This is a genomic window from Actinoplanes auranticolor (genome assembly GCF_018332655.1).
Taxonomy (GTDB): Bacteria; Actinomycetota; Actinomycetes; order Mycobacteriales; family Micromonosporaceae; genus Actinoplanes; species Actinoplanes auranticolor.
Genome location: NZ_BOQL01000042.1, coordinates 187,339 through 205,910, shown reverse-complemented (window position 1 = coordinate 205,910; position 18,572 = coordinate 187,339). Strand labels below are relative to the sequence as shown.

Below are 18,572 nucleotides of genomic sequence, written 5' to 3'. Positions count from 1 at the left end.
GTCAGGCCGGGTCGGCAGCCGGCCGGGGTATCTCCACGGTGGTCTCCGGATCGAAGGCCGGGTCCGCGCCCGGTGGTGGCAGGGCGAGGGCCATCCGGCGCTCCTCGACCACCAGCCGGATGCGCCGCTGCATGCGGCGCTGCATCTTCATGCGCTCGTAACGGGTCATCACGGTGGCTCCTCTGCCCAGATGCCCGGCGGACAGCCGGGCGCCGTGCCTGCGCCGTGCGGGGTTCGGTAACTGTACAGACGCTCCAGAGCTACCGTCCGTTGCTTCAATCTGGCAAAAAGGCCGCCGCGTCGCAATCCTCTTGCCGAAACCCAACCGGTTATTCACCGGTTACGGACCGTCCGCACTACCGTGGTTGCCATGACGGACAGCACCAACGGTCGCAGGCGCGTACCCCCGGAGCGTCATCGCGGCGCCGTCACGCTCCGGCGTGAATCGATGCCCTTGAGCACGGCCGACGAGAAACTGCTGGACTCGCACCATCGCGGCGAGTGGAAGACCAAGGACGCGTGGCGGGCGCTGCGCATCCTGTCGGAGTTCGTCGAGGGCTTCGACACCCTCGCCGATCTGCCGCCGGCGGTGAGCGTCTTCGGTTCGGCCCGCAGCACCCCCGACAGTCCTGAGTGTGAGCTGGCCGCCGACCTGGGCGCGGCCCTGGCCGAGGCGGGCTATGCGGTGATCACCGGTGGCGGGCCGGGCGTGATGGAGGCGGCGAACCGCGGCGCGACCGAGGCCGGTGGCATGTCGGTCGGGCTCGGCATCGAGCTGCCGTTCGAGCAGGGCCTCAACGACTGGGTCGACATCGGCATCGACTTCCGCTACTTCTTCGTGCGCAAGACCATGTTCGTCAAGTACGCCCAGGCGTTCGTCGTGCTGCCCGGCGGCTTCGGCACGCTCGACGAGCTGTTCGAGGCGATCACGCTGGTCCAGACGAAGAAGGTCACCCGCTTCCCGGTGATCCTGATCGGCACCGAGTACTGGGGCGGTCTGCTGGACTGGATCAAGAGCCGGCTGCTCGTCGACGGCAAGGTCAGCCCGGAGGACATGGACCTGATCATGCTGACCGACGACGTGGAGGAGGCGGTGCGGTTGATCGTGGACGCCGACGTGGCGCTGGCCGAGAACGGGACCAGGTGACGTGGCGGCGATCTGCGTCTTCTGCGCCTCGTCCAGCACTCTCGACCAGCAGTGGCTCGACCTCGCGACCCAGCTCGGCAAGTCCCTCGGCCCCCGCGGCCACAGCCTGGTCTCCGGCGGTGGTTGCGTCGGCATGATGGGTGCCGTCGCTGACGGTGCCCGGGCCGGTGGCGCCCACACGCTCGGCGTGATCCCGCAGACGCTGGTCGACCTCGAGGTCGCGGACACCCGGTCGGACGAGCTCGTCGTCACCACGGACATGGGCGCCCGCAAGAACATCATGATCGAGCGGTCGGACGCGTTCATCACCCTGCCCGGTGGCCTGGGCACGCTCGACGAGCTCTTCGAGGTCTGGACCACCGCGACCCTCGACCTGCACCGCAAGCCGATCGTCCTGCTGGACCCGACCGGCTTCTATGACGGCCTGTGGGGCTGGCTGTCCGACCTGGCCGACACGGAGTTCGTCCGCCGCACGGCGCTGGCCCAGGTGACCGTGGTGAGCTCGATCGAAGCGGCGCTGGACACGATCGAGGCAGCCGCCCGGTCCTGATCGACGGATCCGGTGGGACGTCACGCCGGGGCGAGCAGACCCGCCCCGGCGTGACCAGGACCTCGGCAGCCCGCCGGGCGACTCGGGGGCACGCCGAGGCACGCCGCTCGCGCGCGGCGCGCGCGCATCGCTCCCCGGGTCCGCGCGGCGACTTCGATGCTGCCGAGGCAGGCCGGTGATCTCCGTGAATCGATTGCTAGATGGGTTTAGCGTGACGTTGCTCCTCCGTCCGCGGCTCGTCAAGAGTCCCGATTTCACCAAAGGCGCGCATCGGCGGCCGTCAGTCGGCCGGCGCGTGGAAGACTTCGGTCATGCCCCCGCAACGGGCGACCCTGCTCCAGGTCGCACAACGGGCCGGTGTGTCCCGCAGCACCGCGTCGTTCGTCCTCGCCGGACGCCACGTGGACATGCGCATCTCCGAAGACGCCCGGCAACGCGTGCTGCGCGCGGCCCAGGAGCTGGACTACCGGCCCAACCTCATGGCCCGGAGCCTGCGCACCAAGGTCACCAAGACCATCGCGCTGGTCTCCGACACGCTCGCCTCCGACCCGTACGCCGGTCGCGCCATCCACGGTGCGCTGGCCGGGGCCGTGGCCCACGGTCATCTGCTGTTCATCGGCGAGACCGAGGGCGAGTCGATGATCGAGGAGAAGCTGATCTCCGACTTCCTGGACCGGCAGGTCGACGCGTTCGTGTACGCGAGCATGTTCACCCGCTACGTGCGCGTGCCCAAGCTGCTCAAGGGCCGTCCCGTGGTGCTGCTCAACTGCCTGACCCGGGCCGCGAAGCCGGCGCACCACTCGATCATCCCGGACGAGGTCGGCGCCGGTTGGAGCGCCGCCAAGGCGGTCATCGAGGCTGGCCACCGCGAAGGCATCCACATGGTCGGCAACCTGGCCCACCACGTCTTCGCCGGCCGCGAGCGCCTGGCCGGGATCCGCGAGGGTTTCGGCGCGGCCGGCATCAAGCTGGCCGGGACCATCGACTGCGAGTGGTGGCCGGACTCGGCGTACGAGGCGGTCAGCGCGGCGCTGGCCGGGGGACCGCCGCCCAAGGTGCTGATCTGCCTCAACGACCGGGTGGCGCTGGGCGCGTACCAGGCGCTGCGCGAGGCGGGCCTGAGTATCCCCGGCGACGTCTCGGTGCTCTCCTTCGACGACTCCGACCTGGCCGCCTGGCTGCGCCCGCAACTGACCAGCATCTCGCTGCCGCACTATCAACTGGGCTGGCAGGCGGTGGAGACGCTGCTGGACGCGGCGGGCCGGACCGAGCCCGCGGTGCGCCGGGTGGAGATGCCGGTCCGGTACCGGGCCTCGCTGGGCAAGCCCTGAGCGGATCTCGTCGTACCCCCGTGGTCTCATTGGTGCCGTGACCTCGACCCCCGCGGCGGTGCGCCGGCCGGCGTACCGGCTCGTCCGCCGTGCCGCCACCCCGGCGGACACGCTGCGCGACGACCCGCTGCAGCGGTATGTCGTCGGCCACACCGACGGGCCGCTGCTGGTCGTCGGCGGGCCCGGGACCGGCAAGACGACGGTGCTGGTCGAGGCGGTCGCGGCCCGCATCGCCGAGGGCGTGGACCCGGAGCGCATCCTGGTGCTGACCTTCGGCCGCCGCGGCGCGGGCGCGCTGCGGGACCGGATCGAGGCCCGCATCGCGGGCCCGACCTTCCACGAGCCACTGGTACGCACGTTCCACGCGTACGCCTTCGGTCTGCTCCGCCGGGCCGCGGCCGAACGCGGGGAGCCCTCGCCCCGCCTGCTCACCGGCCCCGAGCAGGACCTCATCATCCGCGAGCTGCTCGCCGTGGTGGGCGACGCCGACTCCGAGGACACGGTCCGGTGGCCCGACGCGCTGCGCCCGGCCCTGCCCACCCGCGCCTTCGCCCAGCAGCTGCGCGACCTGATGCAGCGCGCGGCCGAGCGCGGCGTCGGCCCGATCGAGCTGGCCCGGCTGGGTGAACGCCTGGGCCGCGACGACTGGCCCGCGGCGGCCCGCTTCATCCGGGAGTACGTCGCGGTGCTGGCCCTGCGCGACGCGACCACCCGCGGATCGACGGCGTACGACCCGGCGGAACTGGTCCGGGCGGCATCCGGCCTGCTGACCGACGACCCGCACCTGCTGGCCGCGGAACGCCGCCGCCTGGCGTACGTGTACGTCGACGAGCTGGCCGACACCGACCCGGCCCAGATCGAGCTGCTGTCCCTGGTCGCCGGCGGCGGCACCCCCCTGGTGACATTCGGCGACCCCGACTCGTCGGTGTACGGCTTCCGCGGCGCCGACCCGCAGGCGGTGAGCTCCTTCCCGCAACGCTTCCGCACGGCCTCGGGAGCGCTGGCCGAGGTCATCACGCTGCACACGAGCTACCGGGCGGAGCCGGCGGTGCTGGCGGCCACTGCCCGCGTGTCCCGCCGCATGCGTGGCGCGTCCCGTCACCGCTTCCTGCACCCACCGGCCCCGCCCGCGGTGCCGGACGGCCCCACCTCCCCGGCCGAAGCGGGAGCGTCGGCGCTCGTTCCCGACCAGCGTGACCCCACCCGCCCGGCCGACCCGAACGTGGCCGGGGCCGAACCGGCCGGTCCAGGGCCCGCTAGCGGGCCGACCGGCCCGGGGCCGGCTGCGGTGGGGCCGACCGACTCGCGTTCGGCTGCGCTGGGAGCGAACGGCCCGGGGTCGGCTGAGACCGGGCCGACCGGCCCGGGGCCGGCTGCGATGGGGGCGACTGGTCCGGGGTCGGCTGAGATCGGGCCGACGGGCATCGAGCCGACGATCGCCGGATCGGCCGGCGGTGGGGTGGCTGGAGCCGGGCCCGTCGATGCTGCGGCGGGCGGCACCCGCGCGGCTGACGGCACGTCGCCCGGCCGCGAAGCGGTGGAAGTCGCGTTCGACGGCTCCCCGGCCGCGGGTGAGCACCCGACCGGTGCCGCCGGTGATGATCAGGCCGCCGGGCGGCTCATCGAGGGCGCTGTCGTGCGGACCTTCCGGTCGCCGACCAGCGAAACCGCCTACGTCGCTCATGCGCTGCGGGAGGCGCATCTCCTGCACGGTGTGCCCTGGTCCCGGATGGCGGTCGTGCTGCGTTCGACGACCTTGCAGCTGCCGTCCATCCAGCGGGCCCTCGCCGCCTCCGGCGTGCCGACCGTCACCCATTCCGAGGATCTTCCGCTGCATCTGCAGCCCGCCGTGGCGCCGTTCCTCCTGCTCCTGCGCTGTGCGCTCGAGCCGGACGTCCTCGACGAGGAAGCAGCCGTCGCCCTGCTGCACTCGCCGCTGGGTGGCGCCGACCCGCTCGCCGAGCGCCGGTTGCGGCAGGGGCTGCGGGCGCTGGCCCTGGCCGCCGGTGACCGCCGGCCGTCCGGTGAGCTGCTGGTCGACGCGCTGCGGGACCAGGCCGGGCTGGACGTCGTGGAACGCCGCTGGGCCGTGCCTGCGCAGACCGTGGCCCGGTTGATCGCCGTCGCCCGGGAGGCCGCCGCCGCGCCGGGTGCCACGGCCGAGCAGGTGCTCTGGTCGGTCTGGCGGGCGAGCGGCCTGGCCGAACGCTGGTACGCCCTCAGCACCCGCGGCGCCCCCACCGAACCCGGGGCCGAGGGCGGCCGGGCCCGGCAGTGGCGCGCGGAGGCAGCCGACCGGGACCTGGACGCGATCGTGGTCCTCTTCGACGCGGCGGCCCGGTTCGTCGACCGGCTGCCCGGCGCGCGCACCGAGGTCTTCCTGGACCACGTCCTCGGCCAGGACCTGCCCGCCGACTCGATCGCCCCGAGCGCCGACCGCGGCGAGGCGGTCCGGCTGCTCACCGCGCATGCGGCCAAGGGACTGGAGTGGGACGTGGTCGTGCTGGCCGGCGTCCAGGAGGGCATCTGGCCCGACCTGCGGCTGCGCGGCAGTCTGCTCGGCTCCGAACGCCTGGTCGACTTCCTGGCCGGCCGCGCCGCCGCGGGGGCGGCAGCCGTCGTCGGCCAGACCTCGGCGCTGCTGGACGAGGAACGGCGGCTGTTCTACGTGGCCGCCACCCGGGCCCGCCGGCAGCTGATCGTGACGGCGGTGGCCTCGGCCAGCGTCGGCGGCTCGGACGGCGAGGAGCAGCCCAGCCGCTTCCTGGCCGAGCTGGCCCGGCCGGACCGCCGCAGCGGCCCGGACCCCGACCAGCCCCCGGACCCCGGCCCCACCGACCCCGACGACCCAGGCCCCGACGACCCAGGCCCCGACGACGACCCAGGCCCACACGATGACGACGGTCCAGGCCCGGCCGACGCGGGCGCCGATCCGGTCGCGCCGGCCCCAGAGCCGGCTAACTGGGAGGACTCCCCGAGCGAGCCCGACGATCAAGCCCCCTGGCCGCACGGCGAGGAAGCCGCGAGCGCAGCGCCGGTGCCGCAGGTCAGCGACGACCACGATTTCGACGTCCCGGTCGGCCGTCCGCCCCGGGCCCTCACCCTCTCCGCACTGGTCGCCGAGCTGCGTACCGCTGTCGTCGCCCCGGACGCCTCGCCCGCCCGGCGGCATGCCGCCGCGGCCGAGCTGGCCCGTCTCGCCGCTGCCGGCGTTCCCGGCGCGCATCCCGACGAGTGGTGGGGTCTGCGCTCGCTCTCCGACGACCGGCCGCTGGTCGACGAGGGCGAGCCCGTCAAGGTCACCCCCTCCTCGATGGAGAGTGCCCTGCGCTGCAGCCTGCGCTGGCTGCTCGAACGCCACGGCGGCGCCGCCCCGGCCGGTCCCGCCCAGGGTGTCGGCAACCTGGTGCACGCCGCCGCGATGCTCGCCGAGGATGCCAACGCCGACCGGGAGCGGCTGGTCGAGTACGTCTCCGCCCGTTTCGACGCGATCGAGCTGGCCGCCCGCTGGCTCGCCGGGCCCGAGCAGGAACGCGCCCAGGGCATGGTCGACAAGCTGTTGCGCTGGCTGGCCCGCAACCCGCGCCGGCTGCTCGCCATCGAGCACGAGTTCACCGTGCGGCTCGACGATCCCCGGCGGCCGATCCAGCTCACCGGGCGGGTCGACCGGCTGGAGGTCGACGAGCAGGGCCGGCTGGTCGTCATCGACCTCAAGACCGGTAAGAGCACCACGGTGTCGACCGGCGATGTCGAGGAGCACGCGCAGCTCGCGGGCTATCAGGCCGCGGTCGATGCCGGCGCGTTCGACGAGTTCGGTGACGAGAGCGGGGGCGCTGCCCTGGTGCAGCTCGGCCCGACCAAGGAGGCCCGCGAGCAGATGCAGCTGCCGCTGGCCGAGGCCACCGATCCGAACTGGGCGTACGCGATGGTCCGGCGCACCGCCGACACCATGGCCGCGTCCACTTTCTCCGCCGTGGCCAACAACAAGTGCCGGGTCTGCCCGGTCAAGACCAGTTGTCCCATCTCCGGTCAGGGCCGGCAGGTCGTCGAACCGTGACCCAGCCCAGCCTCTTCACCGACACTCCCGCCCGGCCGCGCCGCCGGGCCGATTCCGGTCCCCGGTACACCCCGGTCGAGCTGGCGCGGCTGCTGCGGCTGCACGCGCCGACCCCCGAGCAGGCCGCGATCATCGCGGCGCCGGTCGAACCGGTCCTGGTGGTCGCCGGGGCCGGGTCCGGCAAGACCGAGACGATGGCCTCGCGGGTGGTCTGGCTGGTCGCCAACGGGTACGCCCACCCGGACGAGATCCTCGGCCTCACCTTCACCCGCAAGGCCGCCGGTGAGCTGGCGCACCGGGTCCGGACCCGGCTCGGCCAGCTGGTCCGCCGGCTGGGCCAGCAGGACGCCCTGGCCGGGGAGCCGACCGTCTCGACCTACCACTCGTACGCGGCCCGGGTGGTCACCGAGCACGGCCTGCGCGCCGGGTACGAGCCGTCCGCCCGGCTGCTCACCGAGGCGGCCCGCTGGCAGATCGTGGACTCGCTGGTGCGCTCGTACACCGGCGAGATGACCGGGCTGAACCGCGCACCCGGCACGGTCACCGACGACGTGCTGGCGCTCTCCGGCGAGCTGGCTGAGCACCTGGTCACCCCGGACGACCTGGCCGCGTGGACCGGCCGGTTCTTCGCCGACGTGCAGTCGCGGCCCGGCCGGGTCTACAAGGACGTCAACGACATGCTGCTGCGCCAGCGCCACCGGCTCACCCTGCTGCCCCTGGTACGCCTCTACGACCAGCGCAAACTCGACATCGAGGCGATGGACTTCGGCGACCAGATGGCCCGCGCGGCGCGGGTCGCCCGGGACCATCCCGAGGTCGGCGCGATCGAGCGCGGCCGGTTCAAGATCGTGCTGCTGGACGAGTACCAGGACACCAGCCACGCCCAGGTGGTGCTGCTCAACGCGCTCTTCGGCGGCGGCCACCCGGTCACCGCGGTCGGCGACCCGTGCCAGTCGATCTACGGCTGGCGGGGCGCGTCCGCGGGCACCCTGGACAGGTTCCCGACCGAGTTCACCGGTCCGGGCGGCCGTGAGGCGTGGGTGCTCAACCTGACCCGGAGCTGGCGCAACCGCCCCGAGATCCTGCAGGTCGCGAACGCGTTGTCCCGGCCGCTGCGGGCTGCCGGAGCCCGGGTGGCCGAGCTGATCCCGGCGCAGCGGGTGGCCGACCGGGTGGGCGGGCGCACGGTCGCGTGCGCGCTGCTGCCCACGTACGCGGACGAGGCCGCCTGGATCGCCGACTCGATGCTGGCCGCCTGGCGGGCCGCGGCCCGGTTGCCCGACGCCCTGCCCGGTGACATCCCGCTGGAGAAACGTCCGACCAGCGCGGTGCTGGTCCGCGTACGCAGCCAGATCGCCGCGATCGAGGAGGCGCTGCGCGCCCGCGGGCTGCCGGTCGAGGTGGTCGGCCTGGGCGGCCTGCTGGACACCCCGGAGGTACGCGACGTCGTCTGCACGCTGCGGGTGCTGGCCGACCCGACCGACGGCGCCGCGCTGCTGCGCCTGCTGACCGGGGCCCGCTGGCGGATCGGCCCGCGTGACCTCGTCGCGCTGCATCGCCGCGCCCGGGCGATCGCCGCTACCCGGGTGTCCGCGACGACCGGCGACGAGCCCGAGGACATCGTCGCGGACCGGCTGGACGACGCCACCCTGGTCGAGGCGATGGCTGACCTGGGCGCACCCCAGCAGTACTCGCAGGAGGGGTACGCGCGGCTGCGGGCGTACAGCAGGGAGCTGGCCGAGCTGCGGCACCGCCTGGACCAGCCGCTGCCCGACCTGGTCGCCGACATCGAACGCACGATCGGTCTCGACGTCGAGGTGGCCGTCCGCGGCTGGGGCGCGGGCGACGCCGGCCTGGCCCGCGGCCACCTCGACGCCCTGGGTGACGTGGCGGCCCGGTATGCGGGGGACACCGACGGCGGCACGCTCGCGGGTTTCCTGGCCTTCCTGGCGGCGGCCGAGGAGGAGGAGCGCGGCCTCACCCCGGGTCAGGTCGACGTGGTCGAGGGCGCGGTGCAGATCCTGACCGCGCATGCGGCGAAGGGCCTGGAGTGGGACGTCGTGTCGGTCGCGGGCCTGGCCAAGGGCGTGTGGCCGGGGATGACCCGGGGTTCCGACCACTACCTGATGGGCATCGGGGTGCTGCCGTTCCCGCTGCGGGGCGACTCCGACGGCCTGCCGGTGCTGGACCTGTCCGGGGCGGCCGATCAGAAGGACGTGGCCGCGGCGCTGACCGCCTTCAGTAAGGCGTGGCGTGAGCACGACGAGCGGGAGGAGCGCCGGCTGGCGTACGTGGCGGTGACCCGGCCCCGGCGGCTGTTGCTGTGCTCCGGCTACTGGTGGGGCGACGGGGTGAAGAAGCCGCGCGGTCCATCGGTGTTCCTGCAGGAGATCCGGGCGACCTGCCTCGACGGTGCCGGCGTGGTCGAGGAGTGGACGCCGGAGCCGGCGGCCGACGCGAGCAATCCGAGCGCCGAGCTGGTGGCCACGGCGGAGTGGCCGTCGGATCCGCTGGGGGCCCGCCGGCCGGCGATGGCAGCTGCCGCGGATCTGATCCGCCGGATGATGGTGAGCCCGGACCCGGCGGCGGCCGAGGCGTTCGTGGAGCTGGCCGGGACCGACCCCGAGATCGCCGCGCGAGCCGGGCTGGCCGCCGACCTGATCGGCCTCCCCGCCCCCAGCGGCGTCCCGCCGGAGAGCGACAGCGGCGTCCCGCCGGTGGCCGACAGCGGCGTCCCGCCGGTGGCCGACAGCGGCGGCCGGCCGGTGGCCGAGCCGTCGGCGAGCCCTCGGCCAGGCGCGCCGGCCGCGCCGACGGGCGGGGAGGGCAGCGATCAGTTCGCGGACGATCCGGACATCGCCCGCTGGCGGCGCGAGGCCCGGATCCTGCTCGCGGAACGGGACGAACGGGCCCGCCACGACGGCCCCCTCGAAGTGGCCCTGCCGCCGCACATCTCGGTCTCCCAGCTGGTCGTGCTGCGCCGCGATCCGCAGGCCCTGGCCCGGTCGCTGCGGCGGCCGCTGCCGCAGCGGCCCACTCCCTACGCGCGGCGGGGCACGGCGTTCCACGCCTGGCTGGAGCAGCGGTTCGGCTCGGCCCGCCTGCTGGACGTGGACGAGCTGCCCGGCGCGGCGGACGACGACGCGGCCGCCGACGAGGAGCTGACCGCGTTGCAGGAGGCGTTCCTGGCCGGCGAGTGGGCTGAGCGCACCCCGATCGAGGTCGAGGTGCCGTTCGCGACCACGGTCGCCGGTGTGGTGGTCCGGGGACGGATGGACGCGGTGTTCGCCGACCCGGGCGGCCGGTACGACGTCATCGACTGGAAGACCGGTCGCCGGCCCACCACCGCGGACGCTGCCGCCGCCGCGGTGCAGCTCGCGGCGTACCGGATCGCCTGGGCGGCCCTGGCCGGCGTGCCGCTGTCGCGGGTCCGGGCCGGCTTCCACTACGTCCGCGACGGGGTGACGGTCCGGCCGGCCGACCTGCTGGACGCGCAGGGCCTCGCCGCCCTGATCGAAGAGGTGCCCGAGCCGGAGAACTGAGCGGGGGTTCAGGTCGTGGCGGCCGCCAGCAGGTGCAGCAGGGCGGCCGCGTACGCCGCCTCCGGCGTGGGCGCGGTGAACGTCCGGTCCTCACCCAGCAGGGTGATGTCCACTTCCCAGCCCCGGTCCGTGCGCCGCAGGGCCCGCAGCGTCCCGCCGAGGAGCTCCCGGAGCTGGTCCTCGCGGGGCAGCCAGAGTGCCTCGTCCAGCTCCACGTCGTCCATCGCCCACTCCGTGGTGCCGTTGAAACCGATCACCCGGCCCTCCGGCAGCGAGTACACCTCGATGGTCATATTGCTGAGCACGAACACGTCTTCGTCCAGGTCACGATCGGGGATCGCGAAGCGGTCACCCGGCCCCGGCTTCCAGATCAGGCCGGCTTCCCTGAGCTCCTGTGCCACTTGCACGCCGATCACCGGTCCGCTCCCTTCGTCGTGCTAGGCTCCATCGCGTTGTCAGTTTGGTTCCCAAGTACCTAGGAGCGCCTGTGGGGATTCTGCCCCAGGCGCTCTTTGTCGTAACCCGGGTTTCTCCGGTACGGGCGATCAGTACGGCGACACGAGTCCCGCGAAGTGCGGGTCTTACTACCTCGTTCCTGGCCATAATGGACGGGAACGATCGACCGTCGAGGAGACGAGCATGGTTACCGGCGTAGTGAAGTGGTTTAACGCGGACAAGGGCTTCGGGTTCATCACCCCGGACGACGGCGGCGCCGACGTCTTCGCCCACTTCTCCGCCATCCAGACTTCCGGCTACCGCAGCCTGGACGAGAACCAGCGGGTTGAGTTCGAGGTGACCCAGGGCCAGAAGGGCCCGCAGGCCGCGAACATCCGCCCGCTCTGATCTCAGCCCCGCGCTGACCACCGGCGCCGGTCCCCTCGGGGATCGGCGCCGGTGACGTTTCCGCCCCGGCGAGGTGGCCCTCAGGCCCCCGCCGGGGTCGCGTCACCGACGCTGTCGGGCCGGGGCGCCGTGCCACCGAGGTGTGCCGGCAGCCACCAGCGGTCGTCCGGACCGGACGGCTTCTCCGGGTACTCGCGCTGGGCCGCGTCCAGCAGGGCGCTCAGCCGCTGCCGCAGGACGACCGTGGTCGCCTCCGCAGTGGCGCCGGCCGCCACCTGGATCGGCTCGCCGATCTTGATGATCACCGGTACGTGCCGCTTGGTCAGATCTTTCGGGTGCCCCTTGGTCCAGAGCCGGTGCGGTCCCCAGACCGCCATCGGGATCAGCGGCACCGCCGCCGCCTGGGCCAGCCGGGCCGCGCCCGACTTCAGCGCCTTCACCGTGAAGGACTCGCTGATCGTGGCCTCCGGGAAGACGCCGACCACCTCGCCGTTCTTCAGCGCCTTCTCGGCCTCGTTGAAGGCCGCGGTGCCCGCCCGGCGGTCCACCGGGATGTGGTGCATGCCGCGCATCAGCGGCCCGCTGACCTTGTGGGTGAAGACCGACTTCTTGGCCATGAACCGGACCAGTCGCTTGGCCGGCAGGGCGCCCAGGCCGCAGAAGATGAAATCGAGGTAACTGGCGTGGTTGCTCGCCAGCACCGCCCCGCCGGTGGCGGGGATGTGTTCCGCCCCTTCGACCTTTATCCGCAGGTCGAGGACGCGGAACATCGTCTTGGCGAGACCGACGACGGGGGGATAAACGATTTCCATCCGATTACGGTACCGGGGTGGGGTGAAGGTTGCCTGGCAGGAATGCAACCGATCCGGCCTCAGCGGCGTCTTAGAGATGACTGTGCCGGATCCCGGGAGGGGTCCGACTTCGCTGGGGAGGCTTTCGCATGCAGACCGTGTCCGCCCGTCGGGAGCTGGGCCTCGTGCTGGCGTTGGCCGTCTTCGGGCTCGCTCTGGTCCTCGTCGTCGCATTCGCCCCCTGGTACGGCCCGGTCGTGCCGGGCGATGCCGGGGCGTCGGTGGTGCAGACGCTGCCGCCGGAGGCGAGTGCCGCGCTCGGCCGGTAACCCATGACGCGTCCCGGTGGTGTTCACTGGGATGATGTCCGAGAGCACACAGCCCCCCGCCGTCTGGTCGCGGCCGGGTGGTGCTTGGGGTTCGGGCACCGTGACCGGCCCGGGCGTACCCCCGCTGGTGCCGCCGCCCGCCCCGCCGGAGTCGCCGCCCGTCGATGGCCCGCAGCGCCGCCGGCGTCAGATGTTGATCTTCGGCGGCATTGCCGGCGCGATCCTCGCGGTCGGCCTGGTGGTGATCCTCATCGTGGCGCTGAGCTCGGAGGGCAACCCGTTCGACCGCAAGGCCTCGGCCCCCACCGATCTGCGGCCGCCGCTGGCGCAGATGTGTCCCGCACCGACCGTGGCGCCCAGCGCGGACCCGACCGGGCGGCCCAGCGCCCCACCGCCGGCGGCTCCCGGGGAACGGACCACCGACCCGGACGCGGGCATCTCCTACAAGAAGTACGGCGCGCCGTGGGTCCCGTGGGACACCACCTGGCGGGCCGGCACGCTCGAGGTGCCCTACCGGGTCGGCCAGCACTTCGTGACGGAGCAGTACAGCGGCGGCTCGTACCACGCCTCGATCCTGTCGGCGGCGGTCCCGGCGGCCGACAACGACGCGGTGACGGTTGATCTCAAGTGCGTGGGCCGGCAGGTCGCGGCGGACGTCCGCGCGGAGTACTACCCGCAGCCCAACACGGTCGAGCCGGTGCGGGACGAGATGACCACGCTGGGCGGGCGGCCGGCCTGGGTCAGCGAGTTCCGGCTGCACTTCAAGGCGGCCGGGCTGACCGCCACCGACGAGCTCTCGGCGGTGGCGGTCATCGACGTCGGCAAGACGACCGCGGCGGTGCTGTACGTGTCGATCCCCGGCACGCACAAGCAGTTCGACTCCGTGATCGACGACGTGCTGGAGTCGGTGCGGCCCCTCTGATCTGTCTTTTGGCCTGGGTTTTCCGCTGCGGGTGAACTCAGCTCCCGGTCAAACCCCAGCGCCTGCGCAGCGCGTTGTCGGCGGCGTTGAAGAGCACGTCGATCAGGATGCCGATCACCAGTACCACGATGATGAACGAGATGACCAGGCTGGACTCGCTCAGGTCGCGCGCCTGCTGCATCCGTACGCCGATGGACAGCGCGCCCGGCACGATCACCAGCAGCTCACCGGCCATCAGGCTGCGCCAGGAGAACGCCCAGCCCTGCTTGAGCCCGGAGATGAACGAGGGCAGCGAGGCCGGCAGGATCAGGTGGCGGTACTTGGCGAAGCCCTTCATGCCGAGCACCTGGCCGACCCGCAGCCAGGTCCGCGGCACGTAGTCGATGCCGCTGATCAGGCCGTTGGCCACCGAGGGCGCGGCGCCGATGATGACCACGAACATGATGGCGCTCTCGCTGATCTGGAACAGCAGGATGGCCAGCGGGAACCACATGATCGACGGCATCGTCTGCAGGCCGGTGATCAGCGAGCCGATGGCCGCCCGCAGCGGTGCGAAGCGGGAGACCGCCGCGCCGACGACGGTGCCGATGAGGACGGCCAGTGCGAAGCCGGTGAGGGCCCGGATCATCGTCACCCGGACGCCGTCCCAGAAGTCCCCGGTGGTGATCAGGGTGCCCAGGTCGCCGAAGACGGTGGCCGGGCCGGGCAGCACGTACTCGGGCTTCCACTGCGCCCAGACCACGATCTGCCAGGCCAGGATGACGATCGCGATGGCCAGCAGCTTGGGCCACGCGCTGCGCCAGATGCGGCCGCCGAGGGCCGCCTTGCTGCGCCGGGGGCCGAGCTCGAGCGCGTCGAGCCCGGTGATCCGGTCCGCGGCCGCGGCGTCCGAGGCCGTGCGGTTGTCCTGAACGGGGACCTCAGCTTGCATGGCGGGCGACCTCCGCGCGGAGCCGGTCGGTGATCTCGGCTGCCTGGCCGGAGACCTCGGGGGAGTCGATGCGCCGGGGGCGCTCGTGGGTGATCGGGTAGTCCTCGATGACCCGGCCGGGGCGGCTGCTCAGCAGCACGACCCGGTCGCCGAGGCGGACGGCCTCGCGCACGTTGTGGGTCACGAAGAGCACGGTGAGCTCCTGCTCGCGCCAGATCCGCTCCAGCTCGTCGTGCAGGATGTCGCGGGTCATCGCGTCGAGGGCGCCGAACGGCTCGTCCATCAGCAGCACGTCGGCGTTCTGGGCCAGCGACCGGGCGAGGGCGACACGCTGGCGCATGCCGCCGGACAGCTCGTGCGGGCGCTTGTGCCCGAAGCCCTCGAGCCGGACCACCTCGAGCAGCTCCTCGGCCCGTTGCCGGCGTTCGGCCCGGCCGATGCCCCGCAGGCGCATGGGCAGCTCCACGTTGCCGAGGACGGACAGCCACGGGAACAGGGCTGCCTCCTGGAACATCAGGGAGACGTGCCGGCCGCCGATGTCGAGGGTGCCGCCGCTGATCTGGTCCAGCCCGGCGACGAGCGACAACAGGGTGCTCTTGCCGCAGCCGGAGGCACCCAGCAGACACACGAATTCGCCCTTCGCCACGGTCAGGGAGACCCGGTCGAGGGCGAGCAGGGTATTACTGCCGGAGCCGTACTGCTTGGAGACGCTGTCCAGGCGGACGACGGCGTCCCGCTCGGTCCGGGTCTCCGTCGCTTGCAGAATGCTCATGGGATCTCCCAGGTCGAGCCGGCCGGGCCCGCGTCGGCGGGCCCGGCCGGAGGCGGGTCAGGAGGCTGCGGCGTCACTGACCGGCGGCTGGCCGTCGGCCTTGAGCAGCTCGTTGAGCGGCCCCAGGTCGTAGATGCCCTTGAGCTCGACCGGCTTGAGCAGGCCGACACCCTGGGCGTGCCCGGCGCTGGTGTACAGCGACGAGGCGATCGGGTCGTTGGTGAACGACAGGTTCTTGAACGCCGAGGCGAGGATCTCGTCCTTGAGCGGCTTGCCGGACAGGGCGCCGAGCTGCTCGTTGGCGGCCTTCTGGGCGCCGGCGCCGTCGGTGGTGATGAACTTGACCGAGGCGAGGTGGCCCTGTAGCAGCTTCTTGACCGTCGCCGGGTACTTCTTCAGGAACTCCTGCTTGACGATCAGGTGGGTGGTGACGAACTGCCCGTTGGGCCACAGGTCCTTCTCGTTGACCAGCAGCTTGCCCTTGGACTCCAGGATCATCCGGCTCAGGTTGGGCTCCGGCACCCAGGCGCCGTCGATCGCGCCCTGGGCGAAGGCCTGCAGCGCCGTCGCGTTGTCCTGCGGCAGCACGGAGACGTCACCGCCGCCCTGCTGGTCGGCGTTGAGGCCGTTCTCCTTGAGCCAGTGGCGCAGCGCGACGTCCTGGGTGTTGCCCAGCTGCGGGGTGGCGATCTTCTTGCCCTTGAGGTCGGCCGGGGTGTTGATGCCGTCCTTGACCACCAGGCCGGCGCCGCCCGAGGTGCTGCCCGCGATGATCTTGATCGCGGTGCCCTTGGACGTGGCCCAGGCGTTGATGGCCGGGTTCGGGCCGATGTAGGTCGCGTCGACCGCCCCGGAGAACAGCGCCTCGACCGCGGCCGGACCGGCGTTGAAGGTCTTCGGCTCCAGCTTGGTGCTGCCCAGGGACTGCTGGTACAGGCCGTTCTTCACCCCGATCAGGGCCGGCGCGTGGGTGATGTTGGGGAAGTAGCCGAGCCGCAGCGCGGCGGCCTCGCCGGACGCGGAGGCGGCGTCGTCGCTCTTGCCGCAGGCGGCCAGGGCGGTGGCGGACAGCAGGGCGGTGGCGGCCAGGGCAAGCGCACGGACTGTGCGGGAGCTCATGCTCACTCCTAGTTCGTTCTCAAGTGGGAATCGCGGAAACAGTGAGTTCGGCGAGCGTGCGGTGGTTCACCACGCCCTCGATGGCTTCTTCCACGGCGAGCCAGACGTCTTTGAGCCCGGTGGCGACACCGTGGTACGTCGTGGTCGTGGTGGGCAGGCCGCGCACCGTGGTGAGGGCGCCGCCGACGGAGCGGACCACGTCCCCGACCGTGATGTCCTCGGCCGGGCGGGCCAGGGAATAGCCGCCGTCGACACCGCGGTGGCTGTGCAGCAGGCCGGCGCGGCGGAGGTCGAGCAGGATGCCCTGGAGAAAGCTGAGCGGGATGTCCTGGGCCGCGGCCAGGGCGGCCGCTTTGACCAGATGGGGGTGGTCGGCGGCGATCGCCAGCATGGCCCGGACGGCGTAGTCGGTGCGTGCCGAGACGTACACGGGGCATGTCCTCTCGGTCCGGCGGAGTCCAAACTCTGCTTTCTCTATCTGATGGATGGGAATAGTGGACGAGGTAGGTGAGGGGCGTCAAGCCCCAACCGGATGGTGAGAAGCCGCCGACCCCCCCGGTAGTGGCTCGGCGCCGCGCACACGTGACGGTGCGGCGAAACATGAACGACTACTGAGTGTGGCAATATCGCCCCGTGTTCGCCCTGTCCGAGCGCCGCCGTACGTCCACGACCGTCCGCCTGGCGCCCGGCGTACGCGTGCGGGACTCCATCGCGTACGTGCCCCGGCGCGACCACTTCTTCGCGCTCGACCCGGCCCATCTGCGCGCCCTGCGCCAGGTACGGGCCGGCCGTCCCGGTGGCGCGGCCGAGACCCGGGCCCTGGCCGAGCTGGGCATCTGCGAGACCGACCCGGACACCCCGCGCCGCGCGTTCTTCGGCCGGTCGGTCGTCGGGCAGCTGGACACCCTCCCGGAGATCACCGCGCCGCTGGTGGTGAACTGCTTCGCCACCGCCTACTGCCCGCTGCGCTGTCTCTACTGCCACGCCGACGATCTCATGGCCGGCTATCGCGAGCAGGAGAACGAAGCCTGGTTCGCGCGGGTGCTGCGGGCCGCCGCGGCCACCCCGGCAATGGTCGGAGTGGTCACCGGCGGGGAGCCGCTGGCCCGGGTCGAGCGCGCCGAACGGCTCATCGCCCGGCTGGCCGAGACCGGCAAGGCGGTGGTGCTGGACACCTCCGGCGTCGGTGACTTCAGCCGGCTGGTGCCCACCCTGCGGCGCCACCAGGTGCACGTGCGGGTGTCACTGGACAGCGCCGACCCGGCCGGCAACGACGCCCTGCGCCCGGCGAACCGGCAGCACCTGCCGCCCGGGACCAGCTCGGCCGTCTACGCCGAGGACGCGATCCGGCGCGCGGTACGGGCGGACGTGCCGTGCAGCGTCCAGACGGTCGTCACTGCCCGCAACAGCCAGCTGGCCGCACTGCTCGCCCTGCGTGATCGGCTCGTGGGTCTCGGCGTCACCACGTGGGTGTTGCACGTCGTGGTGCCGGTCGGCAAGGCGGCGCGGCCCAACCGGGCCGCCCTGCTCGCGCCGGCCGGGGTGCAGGACGTTCTCGACGACCTGGTCCGGCGGACCGCGGCCGAAGGGGTGGCGATCGACATCCGGCTGACCAGCACCCACCGGGCGCCCAACTCGACGCTGCTGATCAGCGCCAAGGGCGAACTCGCGGTGGAGAACGTGGCGGACGGCGGGAAGAGCCTCTTCGCGTTGCCCCGGATCGGGGTCCGCGGTGCCGTGCTCAAGCACTTCCGTGCGCATGTGGACCTGGCCGGGCATGCCGGCCGCTACCTCAACGGGTCGCAGGCGCCGTGGGCCGAGGCGATCGGCGCTACTCTCCCGCGGGCGTGAGGGCCCAGATGGCAGCCGCCTCGAGCAGGGACTTCATGCCGGCCTCGTCACCGGAGGCCAGGCGCAGCACCCGGGCCGGCACGTAACCGGTCGGGTTCATCTCGCGCAGCCAGGCCGCGGCCAGGGCGCTCTGGTTGGCGGCCTCGAAGACGCTGACCAGCTCGGCCGCGACAGCCAGCCGGCGCCGGACGAGCCAGCCCGGGGAACGCCCACCGGCGAACCACGACTCGAACTCCGCGACGGAAGCTGCGCCGGCGACGTACGCCGTCAGCTCCGCACCCAGAGCCGTGACGCACAGTGCGGCGTCGTCCTCGACGGACGTGGGGACGGAGGTGTGCCCGACGCGCTCCACAACTGTGGCAGTCATACCTGAGACGCTAACTCGCT

The 18,572-nt window shown here is 72.7% G+C and carries 17 protein-coding genes; 9 read left to right on the top strand and 8 right to left on the bottom strand.

The window, feature by feature from the left end; all coding sequences use genetic code 11:
• Window position 1: 1 nt before the first annotated feature.
• On the bottom strand, window positions 2-169 hold the full coding sequence (locus Aau02nite_RS26160; protein ID WP_212991198.1) for a hypothetical protein: 168 nt from the start codon (window positions 167-169) through the stop codon (window positions 2-4).
• 201 nt (window positions 170-370) lie between these two features.
• Between Aau02nite_RS26160 and Aau02nite_RS26155 the strand changes: the two genes are divergently transcribed.
• The 5 genes from Aau02nite_RS26155 to Aau02nite_RS26135 all read left to right on the top strand — a co-directional run bounded on the left by Aau02nite_RS26155 (window position 371) and on the right by Aau02nite_RS26135 (window position 10,627).
• Window positions 371-1,147 carry an LOG family protein gene (locus Aau02nite_RS26155; RefSeq protein ID WP_212991197.1) on the top strand — a complete coding sequence of 259 codons (777 nt, stop codon included), beginning with the start codon at window positions 371-373 and terminating at the stop codon, window positions 1,145-1,147.
• Window position 1,148: 1 nt separating this feature from the next.
• Entirely contained in the window at window positions 1,149-1,697 is a 549-nt protein-coding gene (locus tag Aau02nite_RS26150) for an LOG family protein (protein WP_212991196.1), read from the top strand.
• Between the two features lie 311 nt (window positions 1,698-2,008).
• Window positions 2,009-3,028, top strand: a complete 1,020-nt coding sequence (locus Aau02nite_RS26145; protein ID WP_212991195.1) for a LacI family DNA-binding transcriptional regulator — start codon at window positions 2,009-2,011, stop codon at window positions 3,026-3,028.
• A gap of 37 nt (window positions 3,029-3,065) precedes the next feature.
• A complete protein-coding gene (locus Aau02nite_RS26140) occupies window positions 3,066-7,085 on the top strand; it encodes an ATP-dependent helicase (protein ID WP_212991194.1) in 4,020 nt (1,339 codons plus the stop codon).
• Window positions 7,082-10,627, top strand: a complete 3,546-nt coding sequence (locus tag Aau02nite_RS26135; RefSeq protein WP_212991193.1) for an ATP-dependent helicase — start codon at window positions 7,082-7,084, stop codon at window positions 10,625-10,627. The genes Aau02nite_RS26140 and Aau02nite_RS26135 overlap by 4 nt, the downstream gene beginning before the upstream one ends.
• Window positions 10,628-10,635: 8 nt before the next feature.
• Here Aau02nite_RS26135 and Aau02nite_RS26130 read toward each other — a convergent pair whose 3' ends face one another.
• On the bottom strand, window positions 10,636-11,043 hold the full coding sequence (locus Aau02nite_RS26130) for a pilus assembly protein CpaE (RefSeq protein ID WP_212991192.1): 408 nt from the start codon (window positions 11,041-11,043) through the stop codon (window positions 10,636-10,638).
• A 223-nt stretch (window positions 11,044-11,266) separates the two neighbouring features.
• Here Aau02nite_RS26130 and cspE point away from each other — a divergent pair, with 223 nt between their 5' ends.
• A complete protein-coding gene (gene cspE, locus Aau02nite_RS26125) occupies window positions 11,267-11,470 on the top strand; it encodes a transcription antiterminator/RNA stability regulator CspE (RefSeq protein WP_015625344.1) in 204 nt (67 codons plus the stop codon).
• 80 nt (window positions 11,471-11,550) lie between these two features.
• Here the strand turns inward: cspE and Aau02nite_RS26120 are convergent, their stop codons facing one another.
• Window positions 11,551-12,282, bottom strand: coding sequence for a lysophospholipid acyltransferase family protein (locus Aau02nite_RS26120; protein ID WP_212991191.1), 732 nt, complete (start codon window positions 12,280-12,282; stop codon window positions 11,551-11,553).
• 128 nt (window positions 12,283-12,410) lie between these two features.
• On the opposite strand from Aau02nite_RS26120, the gene Aau02nite_RS26115 reads away from it, so the two are divergent.
• A complete protein-coding gene (locus tag Aau02nite_RS26115) occupies window positions 12,411-12,590 on the top strand; it encodes a hypothetical protein (protein ID WP_212991190.1) in 180 nt (59 codons plus the stop codon).
• Between the two features lie 34 nt (window positions 12,591-12,624).
• On the top strand, window positions 12,625-13,512 hold the full coding sequence (locus Aau02nite_RS26110; RefSeq protein ID WP_212991189.1) for a hypothetical protein: 888 nt from the start codon (window positions 12,625-12,627) through the stop codon (window positions 13,510-13,512).
• Between the two features lie 37 nt (window positions 13,513-13,549).
• Here Aau02nite_RS26110 and Aau02nite_RS26105 read toward each other — a convergent pair whose 3' ends face one another.
• Genes Aau02nite_RS26105 through Aau02nite_RS26090 form a run of 4 tightly spaced genes read right to left on the bottom strand, consistent with a single transcriptional unit; the run spans window position 13,550 to window position 16,764 of the window.
• Window positions 13,550-14,443 (bottom strand): ABC transporter permease, encoded by an 894-nt coding sequence (locus Aau02nite_RS26105; protein WP_212991188.1) that lies wholly within the window; start codon window positions 14,441-14,443, stop codon window positions 13,550-13,552.
• Window positions 14,433-15,215, bottom strand: coding sequence for an ABC transporter ATP-binding protein (locus Aau02nite_RS26100; protein ID WP_212991187.1), 783 nt, complete (start codon window positions 15,213-15,215; stop codon window positions 14,433-14,435). The genes Aau02nite_RS26105 and Aau02nite_RS26100 overlap by 11 nt, the downstream gene beginning before the upstream one ends.
• A gap of 57 nt (window positions 15,216-15,272) precedes the next feature.
• Complete coding sequence (locus tag Aau02nite_RS26095) at window positions 15,273-16,334, bottom strand: ABC transporter substrate-binding protein (RefSeq protein ID WP_212991186.1); 1,062 nt, start codon at window positions 16,332-16,334, stop codon at window positions 15,273-15,275.
• Window positions 16,335-16,353: 19 nt separating this feature from the next.
• Window positions 16,354-16,764 (bottom strand): RrF2 family transcriptional regulator, encoded by a 411-nt coding sequence (locus Aau02nite_RS26090; RefSeq protein WP_212991185.1) that lies wholly within the window; start codon window positions 16,762-16,764, stop codon window positions 16,354-16,356.
• A 203-nt stretch (window positions 16,765-16,967) separates the two neighbouring features.
• On the opposite strand from Aau02nite_RS26090, the gene Aau02nite_RS26085 reads away from it, so the two are divergent.
• Entirely contained in the window at window positions 16,968-18,185 is a 1,218-nt protein-coding gene (locus tag Aau02nite_RS26085; protein ID WP_212991184.1) for a radical SAM protein, read from the top strand.
• Here the strand turns inward: Aau02nite_RS26085 and Aau02nite_RS26080 are convergent.
• Window positions 18,166-18,552 carry a hypothetical protein gene (locus Aau02nite_RS26080; RefSeq protein ID WP_212991183.1) on the bottom strand — a complete coding sequence of 129 codons (387 nt, stop codon included), beginning with the start codon at window positions 18,550-18,552 and terminating at the stop codon, window positions 18,166-18,168. The two genes, Aau02nite_RS26085 and Aau02nite_RS26080, sit on opposite strands and share 20 nt — an antisense overlap.
• Window positions 18,553-18,572 lie beyond the last annotated feature (20 nt).